The following is a 17,955-nucleotide window of genomic DNA, read 5'->3' as shown; positions in this document are numbered from 1 at the left end:
CCCCGTGGAGCGCAACACCCGCTACGAGATCATCCGGGAGTACGACGGCCCCGACCCGGCACTGCGCGAGTCGCCGCAGCCCATGCGGGTGTGACGTCGGGCATGGGTCGCGGGGGGCCGGTCGCCCGGCTCCCCGCGCCCGCACTCCTCGGCGGGCGCTCCCGCCCGATCAGGGCACACGAGCGCGGTGACCCGAAAACGGCCGCGCGCCTCCTGCGGTAAGGGTTAAGATCCTGTCGTGTCCCTTACTTTCACTCTCGATCCCGCAGTCACCCCGGCCCTGCGCGACGGCGTGCTCGATCTGTGGACGGACGTCTCCAACGCGGGCGGGGCCGTCGGCTTCGTCGCGCCCGTGTCGCGCGACGAGATCCGGCCGGATCTGGTCCGGCACCTCGCGGCCATGGCCGAGGGCCGAAACCGCCTGCTCGTCGGCCAGGACGCGTCGGGTCGGGTGGCGGCGACCGCGTTCTTCGCCTTCAACAGCCATCGCCTCCAGACCCACTGGGTGATGCTGTACACGGTGATGGTCCACCCCCGTCACCAGGGCAAGGGGTACGGTCGCGACCTGCTGGCCGCCGCCGCCGACGCGGCCCGCGGCTTCGACGGCATCGAGGCGATCCGGCTCGGCTGCCGCGGCGGACTCGGCCTGGAGCACTTCTACGGCTCCTGCGGCTACAAGGAGGTCGGCCGGGTGCCCGGTGCGATCCGCGTCGCGCCGGGCGACTACCGCGACGACATCACCATGCTGTTGCCGCTCACGTGACGCCGCGGCCCGTCCACCCCGCTGCGGGAACGGCAGCCCGGCGTGCTTCACTGGACGGAGGCCTCCATGGGAATCGGAAGAGTGGTTTGAGATGCTCCGCTACACGCTGATGCGCCTCGGTGTCTTCGCCGGCTGCCTCATGGCCGTCTGGGGACTCGTCTACTCGGGCGTCGTCCCGCGCGGCCTCGGTGACTCCAACGGCATGTGGATCGTCCTGCTGGCCCTGGTGATCTCCGCGCCGATCAGCTTCGTCGTGCTGCGCAAGGAGCGCGACCGCGCCTCGGTCACGGTCGTCGAGCGGGTGGACCGCATGAAGGCCAACCTCGAGGCCAACCGGACCCAGGAGGACGAGGCGGTCGACTCCGCCCGCGCCCAGGGCCGGACGCAGGAGCAGGCGTCCTGAACGGAGCTGCCGACCACGGGGCCCAACTAGTCTTGCCCCATGGGTGCCGTGAAGACCAAGCGGATGCCGCGTGCGGTCCGTGAGCAGCAGATGCTGGACGCCGCCGTGGAGACCTTCGGTCGCCGCGGCTACATGGCCGCGTCGATGGACGAGATCGCGGAACTCGCCGGCGTGTCCAAGCCGTTGGTGTACCTGTACCTGAACTCCAAGGAAGACCTCTTCACCGCCTGCATCCGGCGTGAGGCCACGTCGCTCGTCGAGGCGGTGCGCACCGGTGTCCGCACGGATCTGCCCGCCGACCGCCAGCTCTGGGACGGACTGCGGGCGTTCTTCGCGCACACCGGGCGGCATCCGCACGCCTGGTCCGTCCTGCACCTCCAGGCCCGCACGCACGGCGAGCCCTTCGCCGCCGAGGTCGCGGCGATGCGCGAGGAGATCGTCGCGTTCGTGACGCAGCTGATCGCGATAGCGGCCCGGGAGGCACGCCCCCACCCCCGGCTCTGCTCGGGCGGGGCGACCCCCATCGACCCCGACCTGCCCGAACGCGAGGTCGCCGGGCTCGCCGAGGCGCTGGTCGGGGCCGCCGAGTCGCTCGCCGCCTGGGCCAACACCGACGACGCCGTCTCCTCCCACCAGGCGGCGGCCACCCTGATGAACTTCGCCTGGGCGGGCCTGGGCAACCTCATGGACGGCCGCCCCTGGTCCCCGCCGCCCGCCTGACCGGCCGGACGACCCGAAGCGCCGAGCCGAGCCCTCACCGCCGCCGCCGTCACCGGTGGACGTCCGACCGGCGCGGGCCCGTCGGCGGCCGCGCCGCCGCTCACGGCGCGGGCGCGGGACCCGGGTGCGGGAGCGGGCCGGGCAGGGGGTCCACGCGTCCCGTCACATGGGTCCGAGCCGGGTCCCCGGTACCGCACAGGGCGAAGCGCGCGCCGTCCGACGCGAACGAGACCGTGCCGGGAAGCAGGACCGGAGCCCGGAAGTCGGCCCGGACCCGGACCCGCTGCGGGACGCCGTGGGCGGCGAGGCAGCGGGCGACGGTCCACATGCCGTGTGCGATGGCCCGGGGGAAGCCGAAGAGCCGCGCGGTGAGCGGGTGGAGGTGGATGGGGTTGCGGTCGCCGGAGGCCGCGCCGTAGCGCCGGCCGACGTCGGCGGCGAGCCGCCACTCGTCGAGCACCGGCAGCGGCCCGGGCTCCGGCTCCCCGGCGGCGGGGACGGCCCCGGGGGTGGGATGCCGGGCGAGGTATCTGCTCGTCGACTCCCACACGGTCTCGCCGCCCTGCCGCAGTGCGGTGACCACGACGGCCTCCGTCCCGCGCCGGTGCGGGGCCAGCTCCTCGACGTGCACCGAGAGTTCGTACGTCCCGGCGGACGCGAGCGCGGTGCGGCGGGTGATCTCGATCGACGTGTGGACGAGGCCGAGCAGCGGGAGCGGGAAGTGACGGCCGCTCATGACGCTCATGGCCAGCGGGAAGCCCAGGACGTGCGGGTAGGTGAGCGGCAGCGAGTCCTCGCCGGTCGGGAAGCCGCAGACGCGTTCGTAGGCGGCGAGCCGGGTCGGGTCCACGCGCAGACCGGGCAGCACGAGGCGTTCGCCGGCGCCGGCGAAGGAGACGCCCGGCCCGGGGCGCCTGAAGGGGGAGCGCAGCACCCCGCGGGCGAGCAGCGGGCCGAGGGACGGGAGCGCGGTCAGGGTCCTCGGCGGGGTCGGCGTGCGCACTACGCCCCCAGCAGGCTCTGGCCGCACACCCGCACGACCTGGCCGTTGACCGCGCCGGAGGCGGGGTGCGCGAGCCACGCCGTCGTCTCGGCGACGTCGACGGGCAGCCCGCCCTGCGCCAGCGAGTTCATGCGCCGGCCCGCCTCGCGGATGAGGAGCGGCACCGCGGCGGTCATCTTCGTCTCGATGAAGCCCGGCGCCACCGCGTTCACCGTGACCCCGTGCTCCGCGAGCGCGTGGGGCGCCAGGGTGCGCACGAGTCCCGCGATCCCCGCCTTGCTCGCGCCGTAGTTCGTCTGGCCCGCGTTGCCCGCGAGTCCGGCGATGGAGGCGGTGGCGACGATCCGCCCGCCCGGCCGCAGCACCCCCTTGGCGAGCAGCGCGTCCGTGGTGCGCAGCACGCTCGCCAGGTTCACCTCGAGCACCGAACTCCAGCGGTCGGCGGGCATGTTGACCAGCCGCCGGTCCCGGGTGATGCCGGCGTTGTGGATCAGCACGTCCAGTCCGCCGGGCAGTTCGGCGGCGATCCGCTCGCCGGCGTCGGCCGCCGTGACGTCGAGCGCGAGGGCGTCGCCCCCGAGCCGTTCGGCGAGCCGGCGGGCGTCCTCCTCGGCCTGCGGCACGTCGAGGACGACGACCCGGGCGCCGTCCTGGGCCAGCCGCTCGGCGACGGCCGCGCCGATGCCCCGGGCGCCGCCGGTGACGAGCGCGGTGCGCCCGGCGAGGGGGAGCGCCCGGTCGTCGGGGCCCTCGGAGCCGGCGGAGCCGGCGGTTCCCACGCCGATCACCTGCCCGCTGACGTAGGCCGACCTGGGGGAGAGGAGGAAGCGCAGGGTGGACTCGGCGGCCCGGGCGTCGGTCAGCCGGACCAGGTTGACGGTCCTGCCGCGTCCGATCTCCTTGCCGAGGGAGCGCACGAACCCTTCCAGGGCCTGCTGCGCGGCCGCCTGGCAGTGGTCGTCGGGGTCGAGGGGCGCGCCGAGGACGACGATCCGGCCGCTCGCCGTGACCGACCGCACCACCGGGTGCAGGGCCGCGTGCACCTCGGCGAGCGCGTCGACGTCCCGGACGCCGGTCGCGTCGAGGACGACGGCGCAGGGGTCGGGGACGCCGGCCGCGCCGACGCCCTCGGGGCCGTGGAGCGGCAGACCTGCGAGAACCGGCACCGGCGCGGGTCCGAGCGTGGACCTCCCGGCCGTAAGGTGGATCAAGGAGCCGGTGAGAGAGGGGCGTTCGGCCGACCAGCGCAGCAGCGCCGCCGGTTGCGGCAGACCCAGTCTCCGGGTGAGGAAGCGGCCCGGTGCGGTGGCGGTGAAGCTCAGATAGCGGTCGGCCACGTTCTCTCCCACAGGCTCGGCGCACATGCTTACTCTGGAGTAAGGTTACCCGGGGTAAGTCTAGGTCAAGGGTGAGGAGCAGGTCGAGATGAGTCCCTCGGAGCCGTCACGGCTGAAGCTGGTGGAGCCCTCGCTGATGAGTCCTTCCGAGCCCCCGCGCGCCCGTCGGGTCGCGATCGTCGGCGGCTCGCGCATCCCCTTCGCCCGCTCCGACGGCCCCTACGCCACCGCCTCCAACCAGGAGATGCTGACGGCGGCGGTGAACGGGCTGGTGGGCCGGTACGCCCTCGACGTCCCCGGCGTGGTGGGCGAGGTGGTCGCCGGGGCCGTCCTCAAGCACAGCCGTGACTTCAACCTGGCCCGTGAGACCGTCCTCGGCTCGAAGCTCGACGCCCGCACCCCCGCCTACGACATCCAGCAGGCCTGCGGCACCGGCCTGCAGGCCGTGATCGCCGCCGCCAACAAGATCGCCCTCGGCCAGACCGACTCGGCGATCGCGGGTGGCGCGGACACCGCGAGCGACGCGCCCCTGGGCGTCAACGACCGGCTGCGGCGCATCCTCCTGGAGGCCCGCCGGGCGAAGACGACCGGAGCCCGCCTCAAGGTGCTCGCGCAGATCCGCCCCGCCCATTTCGTCCCCGAGATCCCGCGCAACGCCGAACCGCGCACCGGTCTGTCCATGGGCGAGCACGCCGCCGTCACCGCCCGCGTCTGGGGCGTCGAGCGCGAGGCCCAGGACGCGCTGGCGGCCGCCAGCCACCAGCGCCTCGCGGCCGCCTACGAGCGCGGCTTCTTCGACGACCTCGTCGTCCCCTTCCGCGACCTGGCCCGCGACCAGAACCTGCGGCCGGACTCCACCGTCGAGAAACTGGCCCGCCTCAAGCCGGTGTTCGGCGTCGACGGCCCCGAACCGACCATGACGGCGGGCAACTCGACGCCGCTGACGGACGGCGCGGCGGTCGTCCTCCTCGCCTCCGAGGAGTGGGCCGAGGCGCGCGGTCTGGAACCGCTCGCCTACCTGACGGCCTACGAGACGGCGGCCGTTGACTTCGTGCGCGGCGACGCGGCGAACGGCGGCGGCGGGACCGGCGACGGCCTGCTGATGGCCCCCGCGTACGCCGTCCCGCGCATGCTGGAACGGGCCGGCCTGGGCATGGAGGACTTCGACCTGGTCGAGGTCCACGAGGCCTTCGCCTCCCAGGTGCTGGCGACGCTCGCGGCCTGGGAGAAGCAGGGGCTCGCCCCGGTCGACCGGGACCGGCTGAACGTCGCCGGCTCCTCGCTCGCCACCGGCCATCCCTTCGCGGCCACCGGCGCCCGCATCGTGGCGACCCTCGCCAAGCTGCTCACCGAGCAGCACGGACCCTCGCGCGGCCTGATCTCCGTCTGCGCGGCGGGCGGCCAGGGAGTGACCGCGATCCTGGAGCGGGCGTGAGTGAACGGCAGGGCGCGAGTGAACGGCAGCCTCCGCTGAGGCCGCGACAAACCTGAAGATCCCTCACATAACCGCCGAGATTGCACAGCCCCGACCCCGGAACATCCCGGAACACGCACAAGCCCCACATGTGAGCGCCGTACGATCCCCTACCTAACTGGCGGTAACCCCTTTCATAGGGGGCATCCCGGTTGAACGCGTCGGTGCGCGAAGCACGTACGTCATGCAGCAAGCAGTTTCTTCGCTGCACGCCCAGGGAGCCGCCCGTGTCCACCCCGTACTCAACCGCCGGCCCGGCCTACGCCGACCCTGACGCTCCTCCCGCCCTCGTGGAACCCGAGACACGACGACTGGACGGCGCCGTGCGGGAGGCGTCCCTGCCGGCCCTCGCCCGCCCCGTCACATACGGCTCGCTCGCCGACCTGCCCTACGACAACGCGGCGGCCGTCCCCGAGTCGGTGGTCCTCAGCCGCCGGGGACCGGACGGGCACTGGACCGACATCACGGCGGAACGCTTCGCCGCCCAGGTGCACGCCGTGGCCCGCGGGCTGATCGCGGAGGGGCTGGCGCCCGGCGACCGGATCGCCATCATGTCCCGCACCACCTACGAGTGGACCCTGCTCGACTTCGCGGCCTGGGCGGCCGGTCTGGTCACCGTGCCCGTCTACCCGACCTCCTCCGTCTTCCAGACCCGCTGGATCCTCCAGGACTCCGGCGCGGTCGCCCTCGTCACCGAGACCGCGGGCCAGGCGGCGGCCCTCGGCCCCGAACGCGACCGGCTGCCCGACCTCCAGCACATGTGGGTCATGGAGAAGGGGCACGTGGACCGGCTGATCGAGGCGGGCGAGCGGGTGCCGGACGCCGAGGTCGAGATCCGCCGCGGCATGCTCGTCCCCGACACGCTCGCCACCCTCATCTACACCTCCGGCACCACCGGCCGGCCCAAGGGCTGCGCGCTCACCCACGGCAACTTCTTCGCCGAGGTCGACAACGCGATCGAACTCCTCTACCCGGTCTTCAAGGCCAAGAACGACGACGAGCTCTCCGTCCTCCTCTTCCTGCCCATGTCGCACGTCTTCGGCCGGATGGTCGCCATCGCCTGCATCCGCGCCCGCGTCCGCCTCGGTCACGCCCCGAGCCTCAAGGCGGACCAGCTCCTGCCGGACCTGGCGGCCTTCAGACCCACCTGCCTGCTGGCCATCCCCTACATGCTGGAGAAGATCTTCAACACCGCCCGCGCGAAGGCCGAGGCGGGCGGCAAGCTGTCCTCCTTCGACCGGGCCGTGAGCACGGCCCGCCGCTACGGCGAGGCCGTCGAGGCGCAGAAGACCGGCGAGGGATCCGGCCCGGCGGCCACCCTGCGCGCCGCCCGCGCCTTCTACGACCCGCTCGTCTACCGCCGCATCCGCAACGCCATGGGCGGCAGGGTCCGCCACGCCATCTGCGGCGGCTCCCCCCTCGGCCGGCGCCTCTCCGCCTTCTACCTCGGCGCGGGCATCGAGATCTACGAGGGTTACGGCCTCACCGAGACCACGGGCGCGTCCACGGTGACCCCGCCGATGAAACCCCGGCTGGGCACGGTCGGCTGGCCGCTTCCCGGCACGAGGATCCGCATCGCCGCGGACGGCGAGATCCTCATCGGCGGCGACCACGTGCTGCGCGGCTACTGGGACCCGGCGGCCGGCGGAGTGGTCCCCGCCGCCCCCGACGGCTGGCTCGCCACCGGCGACCTCGGCGAACTCGACGACGAGGGCTATCTGACCATCACCGGCCGCAAGAAGGAGATGATCATCACGGCCGGCGGCAAGAGCGTCGCCCCCGCGCCCCTGGAGAACTGGCTGCGCTCGCACCCTCTGATCTCCCAGGCCATGGTCCTAGGCGACGGCCGCCCCTACGTCTCCGCCCTGCTCACCCTCGACCCCGACGGCCTCACCCACTGGCGGCACATGAACGGCAAGCACCCGGTGCCGGCGGAGCTGCTCATCGACGACGCGGAACTCAACGCGGTGCTCCAGCGGGCCGTCGACGAAGCCAACAAACTGGTCTCGCGCCCCGAGTCGATCCGCCGCTTCGTCATCCTGCCGACCGACTTCACCGAACAGGACGGCCACCTCACCCCGTCGATGAAACTCCGCCGGGAGGCGGTCCTGCGGGACTTCGCCGAACAGGTGGAGGGACTCTACGAGAAGTGACCCCGGCCGGACCGCGCAGGACCGGCCGACCGCAGGACCGGCAGGACCGCGCCGCGGGACCGCCGCCCGCTCAGCGGCGCACACGCTCCGAGGGGACCCGCTGCTCAGGGGGCGTCGTCGCGCAGCACGCTGTAGGACAGGCTGTCGCGCCAGCGCCCGTCGCGGAACACGACGCTGCGCAACACGCCCTCGCGGGTGAAACCGGCCTTCTCCAGCGCGCGTTGCTCGGCGATGTTCTCCACATCGGTGTGCGCCTCGATCCGCACGGCGGGCGTGTGCGCGAACAGATAGCGGGCCAGGAGGCGTTGGGCCTGGGTGCCCACGCCGCGCCCCTGCGCCCCCGGCAGCAGCTGGATGCCTATGTTCCAGTAGGAGGAGTGCGCCACGGTGACGATCCTGCGCCAGGCCACGAAGCCGAGCGGTTCCGTGCCGGACGTCACCATCAACTGGCCCCCGTCGACGGAGAGCATGCCGTTCTCGGCCCAGCGCCGCCGCATGCGCCCGGGATCCGTCCAGCCGAACCAGGAGAACGTCCCGGCCGCCTCGGGGTCGAGCATGAACTGTTCCAGCATCGGCAGATCGTCCTCGCGGACGGGGCGCAGTCGCACGGTGTCATCGATCACCCGGCCACGCTAGCCGCCCCCGGCAGGGCGTGTCTGCGGGTAAAACCGACGCGCCCGTACCGGCACGTACGACGTCGTCGACGAAACTCCGCCGGGAGGCGGTCCGGCGTCACTTCGCGGCCGACATCGAATGGCCGTACGGAAGGCGAACGTGTGGTTTCCTGCGTCCTGACGGGTCACAGACGACGGAAAGCGGTTGAGCAGTGGGCGAGTTGGGGCGTGAGGACGGGCTCGACGAGCTGCTGCGAATGGTCCAGCGCGGCGCGTCCCCGGCAGACGTACTGGACTGGCTCGGGCGGCGGACGGCGACCGCCGTGGCCTGGGTCTGCCCCGGCGACCGGATCGAGGCGGCCACCGACGGTTTCCCCCACGAGGCCGTCGAGGTGCTGGGAGAGCAGCTGGAGCGGCTCGCCGACGGCCGGCTCGGTGCGGCCACCGCTCGCCACGGCGACCTGGAGGTACACCTCGAAGCCTGCGGCCGGCAGGCTCCGCGTCCGGTCCTCGTCACCGTCGGCGCGGCCGGACGGTCCCGCGAGGCGGCTGCTCTGGTCTCCCGGGCCGGCGGCCTGCTGCGTCTGCTCGGCGAGGCGCGCAGGGCCGACCACAGCGCTCGCGGCTATGAGGAGAAGGCACGCGCCCTGCGCTTCGCCGTGCTGACCGCCCTCATGACCGGGGACGTCACCCTGGCCCGTCGCATGACCCACCGGGACGTCCCGCCGCTCCTTGACGCCCCACGTGTCCGCGTCCATCTGCTGCACTGCCCGCCCGCCGACCGGGACCGGCTGGCCAGTGCCTTCCAGGACGCCTCCGGCTATCACGGCGCCGGCCTCATGGTGCACTGCCCGGCCTTCCTGGACCACCTGATCTGCCCGATCGCCGAGCGGGAGGGGGACGGCGAAGGCAGCGGGGGCCCGGACGACCGGCTGGCGGGCGTGCTGCGCAGGCTGGTGTGCGAGAACCGCGGCTACGCGCTCGGTGTCAGCAGGCCCCATCCGATCGCCGCCACGGCTGCGGCGTACGGGGAGGCGGTGAACGCCCTCGCCGTCGCCCGCAACTCCCCCGAACGTCTGGCCGTCTACCACGGCAGCCCGTCGCTGCTGCCCCTGCTGCCCAGACCGGCGGCCCTGTCCTGGGCCCGTGCACACGTCGAGCCGCTGCTCGGCGAAGCGAAGATCACCCAGGACGTCACCCGTCTCGCCGTGACCTTTCCCCGCTCCGCCGTGGCCCGTCTTCTGGGCATCAGCCGCACCACCGTCACCGCGCACTGCGGCCGGGCCGAGCGGGCCCTGCGGGCCGACCTCGGCGACGTCCGCGTCCGCGCCGCGCTGGACCTGGCCCTGGCCCTCGACGCGCTTCCCCCGGAGCCGGGCGCCGAGGCGGCAGCCCCGGGTGCGCCGTCCCTCGCGCACCTCTTGAGCAGCGAGCCCGCCGTCGACTGGGCGACGGGGTTCCTCGAACCCCTTGATGAGGCCGCTCACCGCGACCTCCACACCACCTTACGTACCTGGGTCTGCCACAACACCGACGCCCAACGGGCCGCCGAAGCCCTGTCCGTGAGCCGCAACACGGTACGGGCCCGGCTCCGCACCGCCGAACGCCTCCTCAACCGCGACCTGCTGACGACCGGGTCCGGCCTCCACGACATCGTGCACGCGCTCATCGCGACTGATCACCGTGCACACTCCCGGGACCGAAGTGGCCACTGTGCACCGTGGTCCCGCGGGGGCAGCGCGCCCTAGCGTGATCCACGCGGGTCGACCAACCCGTTCCGTATCGCTTCCCTCGGGGGTATCTCATGAACAAGTTCCGTGCCGGCGGCATCGTGGTCGCGGCCGCGGCGCTGGTCGCGCTGACCAACTCGCCTGCCATGGCCGGCACGAACGCCACCTCCTGGGGCCAGAGCATGAAGGACGTCTGCTCCGCCAGTTCGGTCGGCACCTTCGAGGCCGAGGGCGAATGGTTCCACATCAAGGACGTGTGCGCCGACAACATGTCTGCGGTCCTCAAGGTGGACGTGGCCCCGTTCAAGCCCAACGGCGGTTACGACTTCACCATCTGGAACCCGGGCAAGAGCGGCTCCACGAAGTCGGTGAACAAGAAGTACGACGAAGGCACGGGCGTGTGCATCCAGGCGGGCCTGGGCGAGTACAACTCCGGTGAATGGGGCCTGTGGGGCGAATGGTCCTGCGGCGTGGCCTGACCCTCCCCGCAGTGATCAGCCCACGCCGTGAGCGAGGAAGGGCGCCCAAGGCGTGGGCGTGAGGGACGTAGTGGCCCTTGACTTCCCAAGACCCCCGCGCGACATTCCCGGTTCTCGCGCGTTCCGTCTGGGCTGGAGTCGACATGACCGGATCCCCTTCCCGAAGACATCTGCTGGCCGGGGCCGCCGGTGCCGGGCTCGCTGTCGCCGCGGGGGTGCAACAGGGCGCCCGGGCCGCCGACCTGCCCCTGCTCGGCACGTACGACGTCGTGGTCGTCGGCTCCGGCGCGGCCGGGATGACCGCCGCGCTGACCGCGGCCCGGCAGGGGCTCAGCTGTGTGGTGGTCGAGAAGGCGGCGACCTTCGGGGGCTCGGCCGCCCGGTCCGGCGCCGGGATCTGGATCCCGAACAACCCGGTGATCCTCGCGGCGGGCGTCCCCGACACCCCCGCGAAGGCCGCGGTCTACCTCGCCGCGGTCGTCGGCCCCGAGGTCCCCGCCGACCGGCAGCGCGCCTTCCTCGCGCACGGCCCGGCGATGCTCGCCTCCGTGATGGCCCACAGCCCGCTGCGCTTCCGCTGGATGGAGGGCTACAGCGACTACTACCCCGAGCTTCCCGGCGGCCTCCCGAACGGCCGCTCCGTGGAGCCCGACCAGCTCGACGGCAACCTCCTCGGCGCGGACCTGGCCCGCCTCAACCCCTCGTACCTCCAGGTGCCGGCCGGGATGGTGGTCTTCAGCGCCGACTACAAGTGGCTCAACCTGACCGCCGTCAGCGTGCGGGGCGCCGCCGTCGCCGCCGAGTGCCTGGCCCGGGGCACGAAGGCCGCGCTCCTCGGCCAGAAGCCGCTCACCATGGGCCAGTCCCTGGCGGGCGGGCTGCGGCTCGGGCTGCGCGCCGCCGGAGTGCCGGTCTGGCTCTCCAGCCCGCTCACCGACCTGCACGTCGAGGGCGGAGCCGTCGTCGGCGCGGTGATCACCCGTGACGGGGCGCCCGGCCTGGTCCGGGCCCGGCGCGGGGTCGTCGTCGGCTCCGGCGGCTTCGAGCACGACGCGGCCATGCGGGCCCGCTACCAGCGCCAGCCGATCGGCACCGAGTGGAGCGTCGGCGCGAAGGAGAACACCGGGGACGGCATCCGGGCGGGACAGCGGCTCGGCGCCGACCTCGCCCTCATGGACGACGCCTGGTGGGGCCCGGCGATCCCGCTCCCCGGCCAGCCCTGGTTCTGCCTCGCCGAACGCACCCTCCCCGGCGGACTCCTCGTCAACGCGGCCGGCCGCCGCTTCGTCAACGAGGCCGCCCCCTACGGCGACGTCGTCCACACCATGTACGACCAGAACCCGACCGACCGAGCGATCCCGGCCTGGCTGATCACCGACCAGAACTACCGCAACCGCTACCTGTTCAAGGACGTGGCCCCGACCCTGCCGTTCCCGGCCGACTGGTACAGCTCGGGGGCCGCGCACAAGGCCTGGTCCCTGGACGCCCTCGCCGCCGCCATCGGCGTCCCCGGGCCCGCCCTGCGCGCCACCGTCGACCGCTTCAACTCGCTCGCGCTGCGGGGCGACGACACCGACTTCGGGCGGGGCGACAGCGCGTACGACCACTACTACACGGACCCGGGCGTCCTCCCGAACTCCTGCCTCGCACCCCTGTGGCTGCCTCCCTTCCACGCCTTCCGCATCGTCCCCGGCGACCTCGGCACCAAGGGCGGCCTGCGCACCGACGCCCGCGCACGCGTGCTGCGACCCGACGGATCGGTCATCCCGGGGCTGTACGCCGCCGGCAACGCCAGCGCGGCGGTCATGGGCCACAGCTACGCCGGCGCCGGTTCGACGATCGGACCCGCGATGACCTTCGGGTACATCGCGGCCCTCGACCTCGCCGGGGCTCTCTAGGAATCCGCGCCGGGCCCGGGGGCGGCGGATCCCGCCCCCGCCCCCGCCCCCGCCGCCGTCTCCGTCTCCGTCTCCGGGGGCCTGCGCGCGATGAGGAGGGCCTGGGGGGTGGGCTCGTCCAGGCTCGCGTCCGGTTCCCGCACCGTGCGCGACAGCACGGTGAAGCCGGCCTCGGCCAGCAGCGCGGCCATCGTCTCCGGGCGCCGCCGCTCGAAGCCGAGGGAGACCGGGTGGCCCCAGGGGCGGTGGTGGTGCCGCGGCTCGTCGCCGACCTGGAAGGCCAGCAGGAGATGGCCGCCCGGGGCCAGAACGCGGTGGAGTTCGGCGAAGAGTGCGGGCAGTTCGGCCAGCGGGGTGTGGATGGTCGAGTAGAAGGAGACGACCCCGGCCAGGGCCCCGTCGGGGAAGTCCAGCTCCAGCATCGAGCCCTGTGCGAACCGGATTTCCGGGTTCTCGCGCCGGGCGATCGCCAGCATCGACTCCGACAGGTCGAGCCCGGACACGTCGAGCCCGAGCGAGGCGAGCCGTGCGGTGGTACGGCCGGGACCGCAGCCGAGGTCGGCCACCCGGCCGCCGGGCCCGACGAGCTCGGCGTAGGCGGCGAGGACGGCCCGCTCGAGCGGCCTCGCGGCGAGCTCGTCGACGAACAGCTCGGCGTAGTCCTCGGCGACGGCGTCGTAGAACGCGCGCGTGGTGGTGACGAAGTCGGGTGAGGTCATGGGTGGGGATCCTAGGAGGCCCGACCGACAACGGGGCGGTTCCAGGCGATCTCACCGAAAGCCGGGAGCCGGGAGCCGGAAGCCCGGAGTCGGGAGCCAGGGGCCGGGGGCGTCGGCAAAGGCAGGAGCCCCGTGCCGAACGGCACAGGGCTCCTTGGGTACTGCTCTCAGACTTGCGATCTCAGGGTGTGGAAGATCAGACGGGGGTGACGTTCTCCGCCTGGGGACCCTTCGGGCCCTGCGTCACGTCGAAGGAGACCTGCTGGTTCTCCTCGAGCGAGCGGAAGCCCTGCGCGTTGATCGCGGAGTAGTGGACGAAGACGTCGGGGCCGCCGCCTTCCTGGGCGATGAAGCCAAAGCCCTTTTCGGCGTTGAACCACTTCACGGTTCCGGTAGCCATAAGCCCTCCTTGGGCCCAAAGGGTTGCCCTGCTCCAGAACCCTGCAAGCGTGAAAGCAAGTGCCGCACAACTGCATACGTCTGAAAACGACGAGAGCCCGCGGTTACATGCTCCGCAGGCTCTGTACTGCAAGGGAAACCAAACTGCAACTTGCGGCGAGCCTAGCATGTGGGCAGCCGAAAGCAATAGAGGTCAAGATCACGTCACTCGGACGTTTGAAGATCCATGAAAGGGGTTGACTCGGGGGTCGGAGTCCGCAGCGTACCCGACGGGGTCTAGCCTCGCGATGTGGACAATTCTCGCACCCGGCCGCGCGTCGGCCACATCCAGTTCCTCAACTGCCTGCCCCTCTACTGGGGGCTCGCGAGAACCGGCACGCTCCTCGACTTCGACCTGACCAAGGACACCCCGGAGAAGCTCAGCGAGCAGCTGGTGCGGGGCGATCTCGACATCGGGCCCGTGACCCTCGTCGAGTTCCTCAAGAACGCCGACGACCTGGTCGCCTTCCCCGACATCGCCGTGGGCTGCGACGGTCCGGTGATGTCCTGCGTGATCGTCTCGCAGGTCCCGCTGGACCGGCTCGACGGCGCCCGGGTCGCCCTCGGCTCGACCTCCCGGACCTCGGTGCGCCTCGCGCAACTGCTCCTGGCCGACCGCTTCGGCGTCCGGCCCGACTACTACACCTGCCCGCCGGACCTCAGCCTGATGATGCAGGAGGCCGAGGCCGCCGTCCTCATCGGCGACGCGGCGCTGCGGGCCAACCTGCTGGACGGACCGCGGTTCGGCCTGGAGGTGCACGACCTCGGCCGGCTGTGGAAGGAGTGGACCGGACTGCCCTTCGTCTTCGCGGTGTGGGCGGCCCGGCGCGACTACCTCGAGCGTGAGCCCGTCCTGACCCGCCAGGTCCACCAGGCCTTCCTCGACTCCCGCAACCTCTCCCTGGAGGAGGTCGGCAAGGTCGCCGAGCAGGCGGCCCGCTGGGAGGAGTTCGACGAAGCCGTCCTCGAGCGGTACTTCACCACCCTCGACTTCCGTTTCGGCGCGCCCCAGCTCGAGGCCCTGACGGAGTTCGCCCGCCGCGTCGGTCCCACCACGGGCTTCCCGGCGGACGTCAGAGTGGAACTGCTGCGGCCACGATCTGCGTAGTCTCCTACGGAGTCCCGACGGGGGAGGGGGAGAGCGCCCATGCAGCCGCTCGGAGAAGGCGAACCCACGACCGTGGGGCCCTACCGGCTGCTCGGCCGGCTGGGCTCCGGCGGCATGGGCCGGGTCTACCTCGGCCGCAGCGCCGGCGGCCGCACCGTGGCCGTGAAGATCGTGCATCCGCACCTCGCGCTCGACGAGGAGTTCCGCGCCCGCTTCCGGCGCGAGGTGGAGGCCGCGAGACGGGTGGGCGGGGCGTGGACCGCGCCGGTCCTCGATGCCGACCCGGAGGCGGCGGTGCCCTGGGTGGCCACCGGTTACGCGGCCGGACCGTCCCTGGCCGCGGCCGTCGTGTCCCACGGAGCGCTGCCCGAGCACTCCGTGCGCGTGCTGGGCGCCGGCCTCGCGGAGGCCCTCGGCACGGTGCACGAACTGGGCCTGGTCCACCGGGACGTCAAGCCGTCCAACGTGCTGCTGACCGTCGACGGTCCGCTGCTGATCGACTTCGGCATCGCCCGTGCGACCGACGGCACCGCCTCGCTCACCTCGACCGGCGTCTCGGTCGGCTCGCCCGGCTACATGGCCCCGGAACAGATCCTCGGCCGGGGCGCGTCCGGCGCGGCCGACGTCTTCTCCCTCGGCGCGGTGCTGGTGTACGCGGCCACCGGACGGTCCCCGTTCCCCGGCGACTCGTCGGCCGCGCTCCTCTACAAGGTGGTCCACGAGGAACCGGAGCTCGGCTCGCCGCAGGACGGACTGCGCGGTGAACTGCGGGCGGTCGCCGCGGCGTGCCTCGCCAAGGACCCGGCGGCGCGGCCGTCCCCCGGGGACGTGGCCCGGCGCCTCGCGCCCGAGGGCGCGGCCCGGATGGTGGCGGGCGGCTGGCTGCCGGGAGCGCTGGTGGAACAGCTGGGCCGCAGCGCCGTCCAGTTGCTGAATCTGGAGGGCACGCAGGCCGGCGCGGAACCGTCCGCGTCCGGCCCGGTCGGGTTCAGCAGCGCGGCGATGACGTCCGGGCAGTCCGCGGGAGCGGCCTCGGGCAGCGCCCCGGCGGGCGCGCCGCAGGTCTCGCCGGGGGTGTTCGGGCCGCCACCGGTGATGGACGCGATGCCGGCGACCCCGGCGGACCGGGCCGGCCGCTCCGCCGCCGGGCCCTCGGTCCTGCCCGTGCCGACGCCGAGGGACGCCGCGGCCGCGTCGGCCGGGGCGGCCTCCGGCGGGGTGGAAGACGCGGGCCGTGCCGAAGACGCGGGCCGTGCCGACGGCCGCGGCCGTCTCTCGGTCACCGTGGCGGGCAGCGCGACGCCCGGCGAGGGCGGTCGCGGGCGGCGGCTGAGCTGCACCGTCGCGCTGGCGGTCGCGGGTGCGATGGCGGCGGTGACGGTCGGCTCGGTGCTGCTGTTCCGGCTGCTGCCGGGCGACGGCGGCCAGGACACCGAGGCCGGCAGCGACGCGAGCTCCACGGTGCCGACGGCTGCGGCGAGCCCCGGCGCCACGGGAGGAGGCACGCCGAGCCCCGGCACCACCGCGGGGCAGTCGCCCGCGCCGAGTCCCCGGACCACCGACGGCTCGTCGGCCGCCAAGCTGCCCGCACGGTACGTCGGCACCTGGGAAGGGCAGGGCAGCGGCCTCGACGGCGCCCTGCCGATGGGCACGTTCCGGGTGACGGTCCAACAGGCGGTCGTGGGCGGGAAGCTGGGGGAGCTGCGGCAGACGGACGCGCTCGGCGGCGTCTGCGTCGACATCCTGACGCTGAAGCAGGTGACGGCGAAGGAGGTCGTCGCCACGTCGGTGGGCGCCGCGAGCAACCACGGCGGCTGCAACCCGAAGCCGCACCCGATCCGGCTCACCCCGACCGGCGACGACCTGACGTACACCTCCGAGAGCGCGGCGGAGGGCAACCCGGTCGCAAGGATGTCGAAGGTCGACTAGCGGGCCCGGAGGCGGACGGTGCCGTACCGACGGTTTCTCCCTCCCGCGTCCTCCCTTTGTCCCTACGATCTCTGACGATGACCACACCTCCCGGCGAACTGACGCTGGCCGCCGTCGCCGCGCTCTGGGGCGCCGCGAGCGGCGCGCTGCTGCCGCGGGCCGCGTACCGCTTCTCCGTGCCCCCGGAGGAGGAACGGGACGAAGAGCAGGCGGAGCCGGCCGGGCCAGCCGAGCAGTCGGCACCGGAAGCAGCGGCAGTCCCGGAAGCAGCGGCAGCCCCGGAAGCACCGGTGGTGCGGGAGGGCCACGACGGCCAGGACGGGCCGGGAGGCCAGGAAGCCCGGGGAGGCCAGGAAGGCGAGGAGGCGGTCGGGGGCTGGCGGGAGACCTGCCCTGCCGGGCACCCGTTCCGGGGCTGGCTCGGACGCGCACGCTGTCGCCGCTGCGCCGGCGTCGTCGCCCCCGGCGCCCTGCTTCTCCCCGTCCTCACCGCGTTCGTGTGCGCCGCGCTCGCCGCGGCGACCGGTGTGCGGCCCGAGTCGGCCGTGTGGCTGGCGCTCGCGCCGGTCGGGGTGCTGCTGGCCGTCGTCGACGTCCGCGTGCGGCGGCTGCCCGACCCGCTCACCCTCCCGTTCGCGGTCGCCGCCCTCGCCCTGCTGGGCCTGGCCGCGCTGCTCCCCGAGCACGCCGGGGACTGGACGACGGCCCTGCTGGGCGCGCTCGCCCTCGGCGCCGGCCACCTCGTGCTGCACCTCGTCAACCCTGCCGGCATGGCCTTCGGCGACGTGAAGCTCGCGCTCGGCATGGGCGCCGTCCTCGGCTGGTACGGCTGGCCGACCGTCATGCTGGGCGCCTTCGCAGCGTTCCTGTTCGGTGCGCTGTACGGCGGCGCGCTGTACGTCGTGGGGCGGGCGGGACGCGGGACGATGATCGCCTTCGGGCCGTTCATGCTCGTGGGGACGCTCGCCGGGGTGCTGGTCGGCGCGTACGCGGCCTGAGGTCGGGACGCCGAGAGGGCTGGCGTAGGCTGGATCGGTCTGTCCACAACCCTTGACGAAAGGGACGCCCCCGGTGACCGAGAAGGCCGAACTTCAGTCCGTCCTCGACCGTGCCGCCGCCGGTGGGCGGATCACCCCCGAAGAGGCTCTGGACCTCTACCGCGAGGCCCCGCTGCACGCGCTGGGCGC

At 73.4% G+C, this 17,955-nt stretch carries 16 protein-coding genes; 11 read left to right on the top strand and 5 right to left on the bottom strand.

Annotation, left to right across the window (positions count from 1 at the left end; genetic code table 11):
• The first annotated feature begins 238 nt into the window (after nt 1-238).
• The 3 genes from ACH4ZA_RS39445 to ACH4ZA_RS39435 all read left to right on the top strand — a co-directional run bounded on the left by ACH4ZA_RS39445 (nt 239) and on the right by ACH4ZA_RS39435 (nt 1,886).
• Nucleotides 239-763 (top strand): GNAT family N-acetyltransferase, encoded by a 525-nt coding sequence (locus ACH4ZA_RS39445; RefSeq protein ID WP_319281825.1) that lies wholly within the window; start codon nt 239-241, stop codon nt 761-763.
• A gap of 91 nt (nt 764-854) precedes the next feature.
• Nucleotides 855-1,166: a DUF4229 domain-containing protein gene (locus tag ACH4ZA_RS39440; protein WP_319281827.1), complete on the top strand. Its 312-nt coding sequence runs from the start codon at nt 855-857 to the stop codon at nt 1,164-1,166.
• Between the two features lie 39 nt (nt 1,167-1,205).
• Nucleotides 1,206-1,886 carry a TetR/AcrR family transcriptional regulator gene (locus ACH4ZA_RS39435; protein ID WP_319281829.1) on the top strand — a complete coding sequence of 227 codons (681 nt, stop codon included), beginning with the start codon at nt 1,206-1,208 and terminating at the stop codon, nt 1,884-1,886.
• Nucleotides 1,887-1,986: 100 nt separating this feature from the next.
• On the opposite strand, the gene ACH4ZA_RS39430 is transcribed toward ACH4ZA_RS39435, so the two are convergent.
• A complete protein-coding gene (locus tag ACH4ZA_RS39430) occupies nt 1,987-2,889 on the bottom strand; it encodes a MaoC family dehydratase (RefSeq protein ID WP_398433826.1) in 903 nt (300 codons plus the stop codon).
• Complete coding sequence (locus tag ACH4ZA_RS39425; RefSeq protein ID WP_398433828.1) at nt 2,889-4,226, bottom strand: 3-oxoacyl-ACP reductase; 1,338 nt, start codon at nt 4,224-4,226, stop codon at nt 2,889-2,891. Before ACH4ZA_RS39425 ends, ACH4ZA_RS39430 begins: the two co-directional genes overlap by 1 nt.
• 136 nt (nt 4,227-4,362) lie before the next feature.
• Between ACH4ZA_RS39425 and ACH4ZA_RS39420 the strand changes: the two genes are divergently transcribed.
• Both ACH4ZA_RS39420 and ACH4ZA_RS39415 read left to right on the top strand, forming a co-directional pair.
• On the top strand, nt 4,363-5,661 hold the full coding sequence (locus ACH4ZA_RS39420; protein ID WP_398433827.1) for an acetyl-CoA C-acetyltransferase: 1,299 nt from the start codon (nt 4,363-4,365) through the stop codon (nt 5,659-5,661).
• A 266-nt stretch (nt 5,662-5,927) separates the two neighbouring features.
• Nucleotides 5,928-7,853: an AMP-dependent synthetase/ligase gene (locus tag ACH4ZA_RS39415; RefSeq protein ID WP_398433825.1), complete on the top strand. Its 1,926-nt coding sequence runs from the start codon at nt 5,928-5,930 to the stop codon at nt 7,851-7,853.
• Nucleotides 7,854-7,957: 104 nt separating this feature from the next.
• Here ACH4ZA_RS39415 and ACH4ZA_RS39410 read toward each other — a convergent pair whose 3' ends face one another.
• Complete coding sequence (locus ACH4ZA_RS39410) at nt 7,958-8,476, bottom strand: GNAT family protein (protein ID WP_319281836.1); 519 nt, start codon at nt 8,474-8,476, stop codon at nt 7,958-7,960.
• Between the two features lie 203 nt (nt 8,477-8,679).
• Between ACH4ZA_RS39410 and ACH4ZA_RS39405 the strand changes: the two genes are divergently transcribed.
• The 3 genes from ACH4ZA_RS39405 to kstD all read left to right on the top strand — a co-directional run bounded on the left by ACH4ZA_RS39405 (nt 8,680) and on the right by kstD (nt 12,574).
• Nucleotides 8,680-10,215 carry a helix-turn-helix domain-containing protein gene (locus tag ACH4ZA_RS39405; protein WP_398433824.1) on the top strand — a complete coding sequence of 512 codons (1,536 nt, stop codon included), beginning with the start codon at nt 8,680-8,682 and terminating at the stop codon, nt 10,213-10,215.
• 56 nt (nt 10,216-10,271) lie between these two features.
• Complete coding sequence (locus tag ACH4ZA_RS39400) at nt 10,272-10,676, top strand: hypothetical protein (RefSeq protein ID WP_319281840.1); 405 nt, start codon at nt 10,272-10,274, stop codon at nt 10,674-10,676.
• A gap of 143 nt (nt 10,677-10,819) precedes the next feature.
• Nucleotides 10,820-12,574, top strand: coding sequence for a 3-oxosteroid 1-dehydrogenase (kstD, locus tag ACH4ZA_RS39395; protein WP_319281842.1), 1,755 nt, complete (start codon nt 10,820-10,822; stop codon nt 12,572-12,574).
• Here kstD and ACH4ZA_RS39390 read toward each other — a convergent pair.
• Both ACH4ZA_RS39390 and ACH4ZA_RS39385 read right to left on the bottom strand, forming a co-directional pair.
• Nucleotides 12,571-13,293 carry a class I SAM-dependent DNA methyltransferase gene (locus ACH4ZA_RS39390; protein WP_398433823.1) on the bottom strand — a complete coding sequence of 241 codons (723 nt, stop codon included), beginning with the start codon at nt 13,291-13,293 and terminating at the stop codon, nt 12,571-12,573. The two genes, kstD and ACH4ZA_RS39390, sit on opposite strands and share 4 nt — an antisense overlap.
• A 196-nt stretch (nt 13,294-13,489) precedes the next feature.
• Nucleotides 13,490-13,693, bottom strand: a complete 204-nt coding sequence (locus tag ACH4ZA_RS39385; RefSeq protein WP_003974443.1) for a cold-shock protein — start codon at nt 13,691-13,693, stop codon at nt 13,490-13,492.
• A gap of 288 nt (nt 13,694-13,981) precedes the next feature.
• Between ACH4ZA_RS39385 and ACH4ZA_RS39380 the strand changes: the two genes are divergently transcribed.
• The 3 genes from ACH4ZA_RS39380 (at nt 13,982) to ACH4ZA_RS39370 (ending at nt 17,766) form a co-directional block, all read left to right on the top strand.
• Nucleotides 13,982-14,839, top strand: coding sequence for a menaquinone biosynthetic enzyme MqnA/MqnD family protein (locus ACH4ZA_RS39380; RefSeq protein ID WP_398433822.1), 858 nt, complete (start codon nt 13,982-13,984; stop codon nt 14,837-14,839).
• Between the two features lie 39 nt (nt 14,840-14,878).
• The gene (locus tag ACH4ZA_RS39375) at nt 14,879-16,768 is read left to right on the top strand and encodes a serine/threonine-protein kinase (RefSeq protein ID WP_398433821.1); all 1,890 of its coding nucleotides are present in this window, start codon (nt 14,879-14,881) and stop codon (nt 16,766-16,768) included.
• Nucleotides 16,769-16,845: 77 nt separating this feature from the next.
• A complete protein-coding gene (locus ACH4ZA_RS39370; protein WP_398433820.1) occupies nt 16,846-17,766 on the top strand; it encodes a prepilin peptidase in 921 nt (306 codons plus the stop codon).
• Nucleotides 17,767-17,955: the final 189 nt, after the last annotated feature.

Origin of the sequence: Streptomyces sp. NPDC020597 (assembly GCF_044335095.1) — a bacterium.
Taxonomy (GTDB): domain Bacteria; phylum Actinomycetota; class Actinomycetes; order Streptomycetales; family Streptomycetaceae; genus Streptomyces.
The sequence above is the reverse complement of the archived record's forward strand: the minus strand, read 5'-3'. Positions and strand labels throughout refer to the sequence as shown.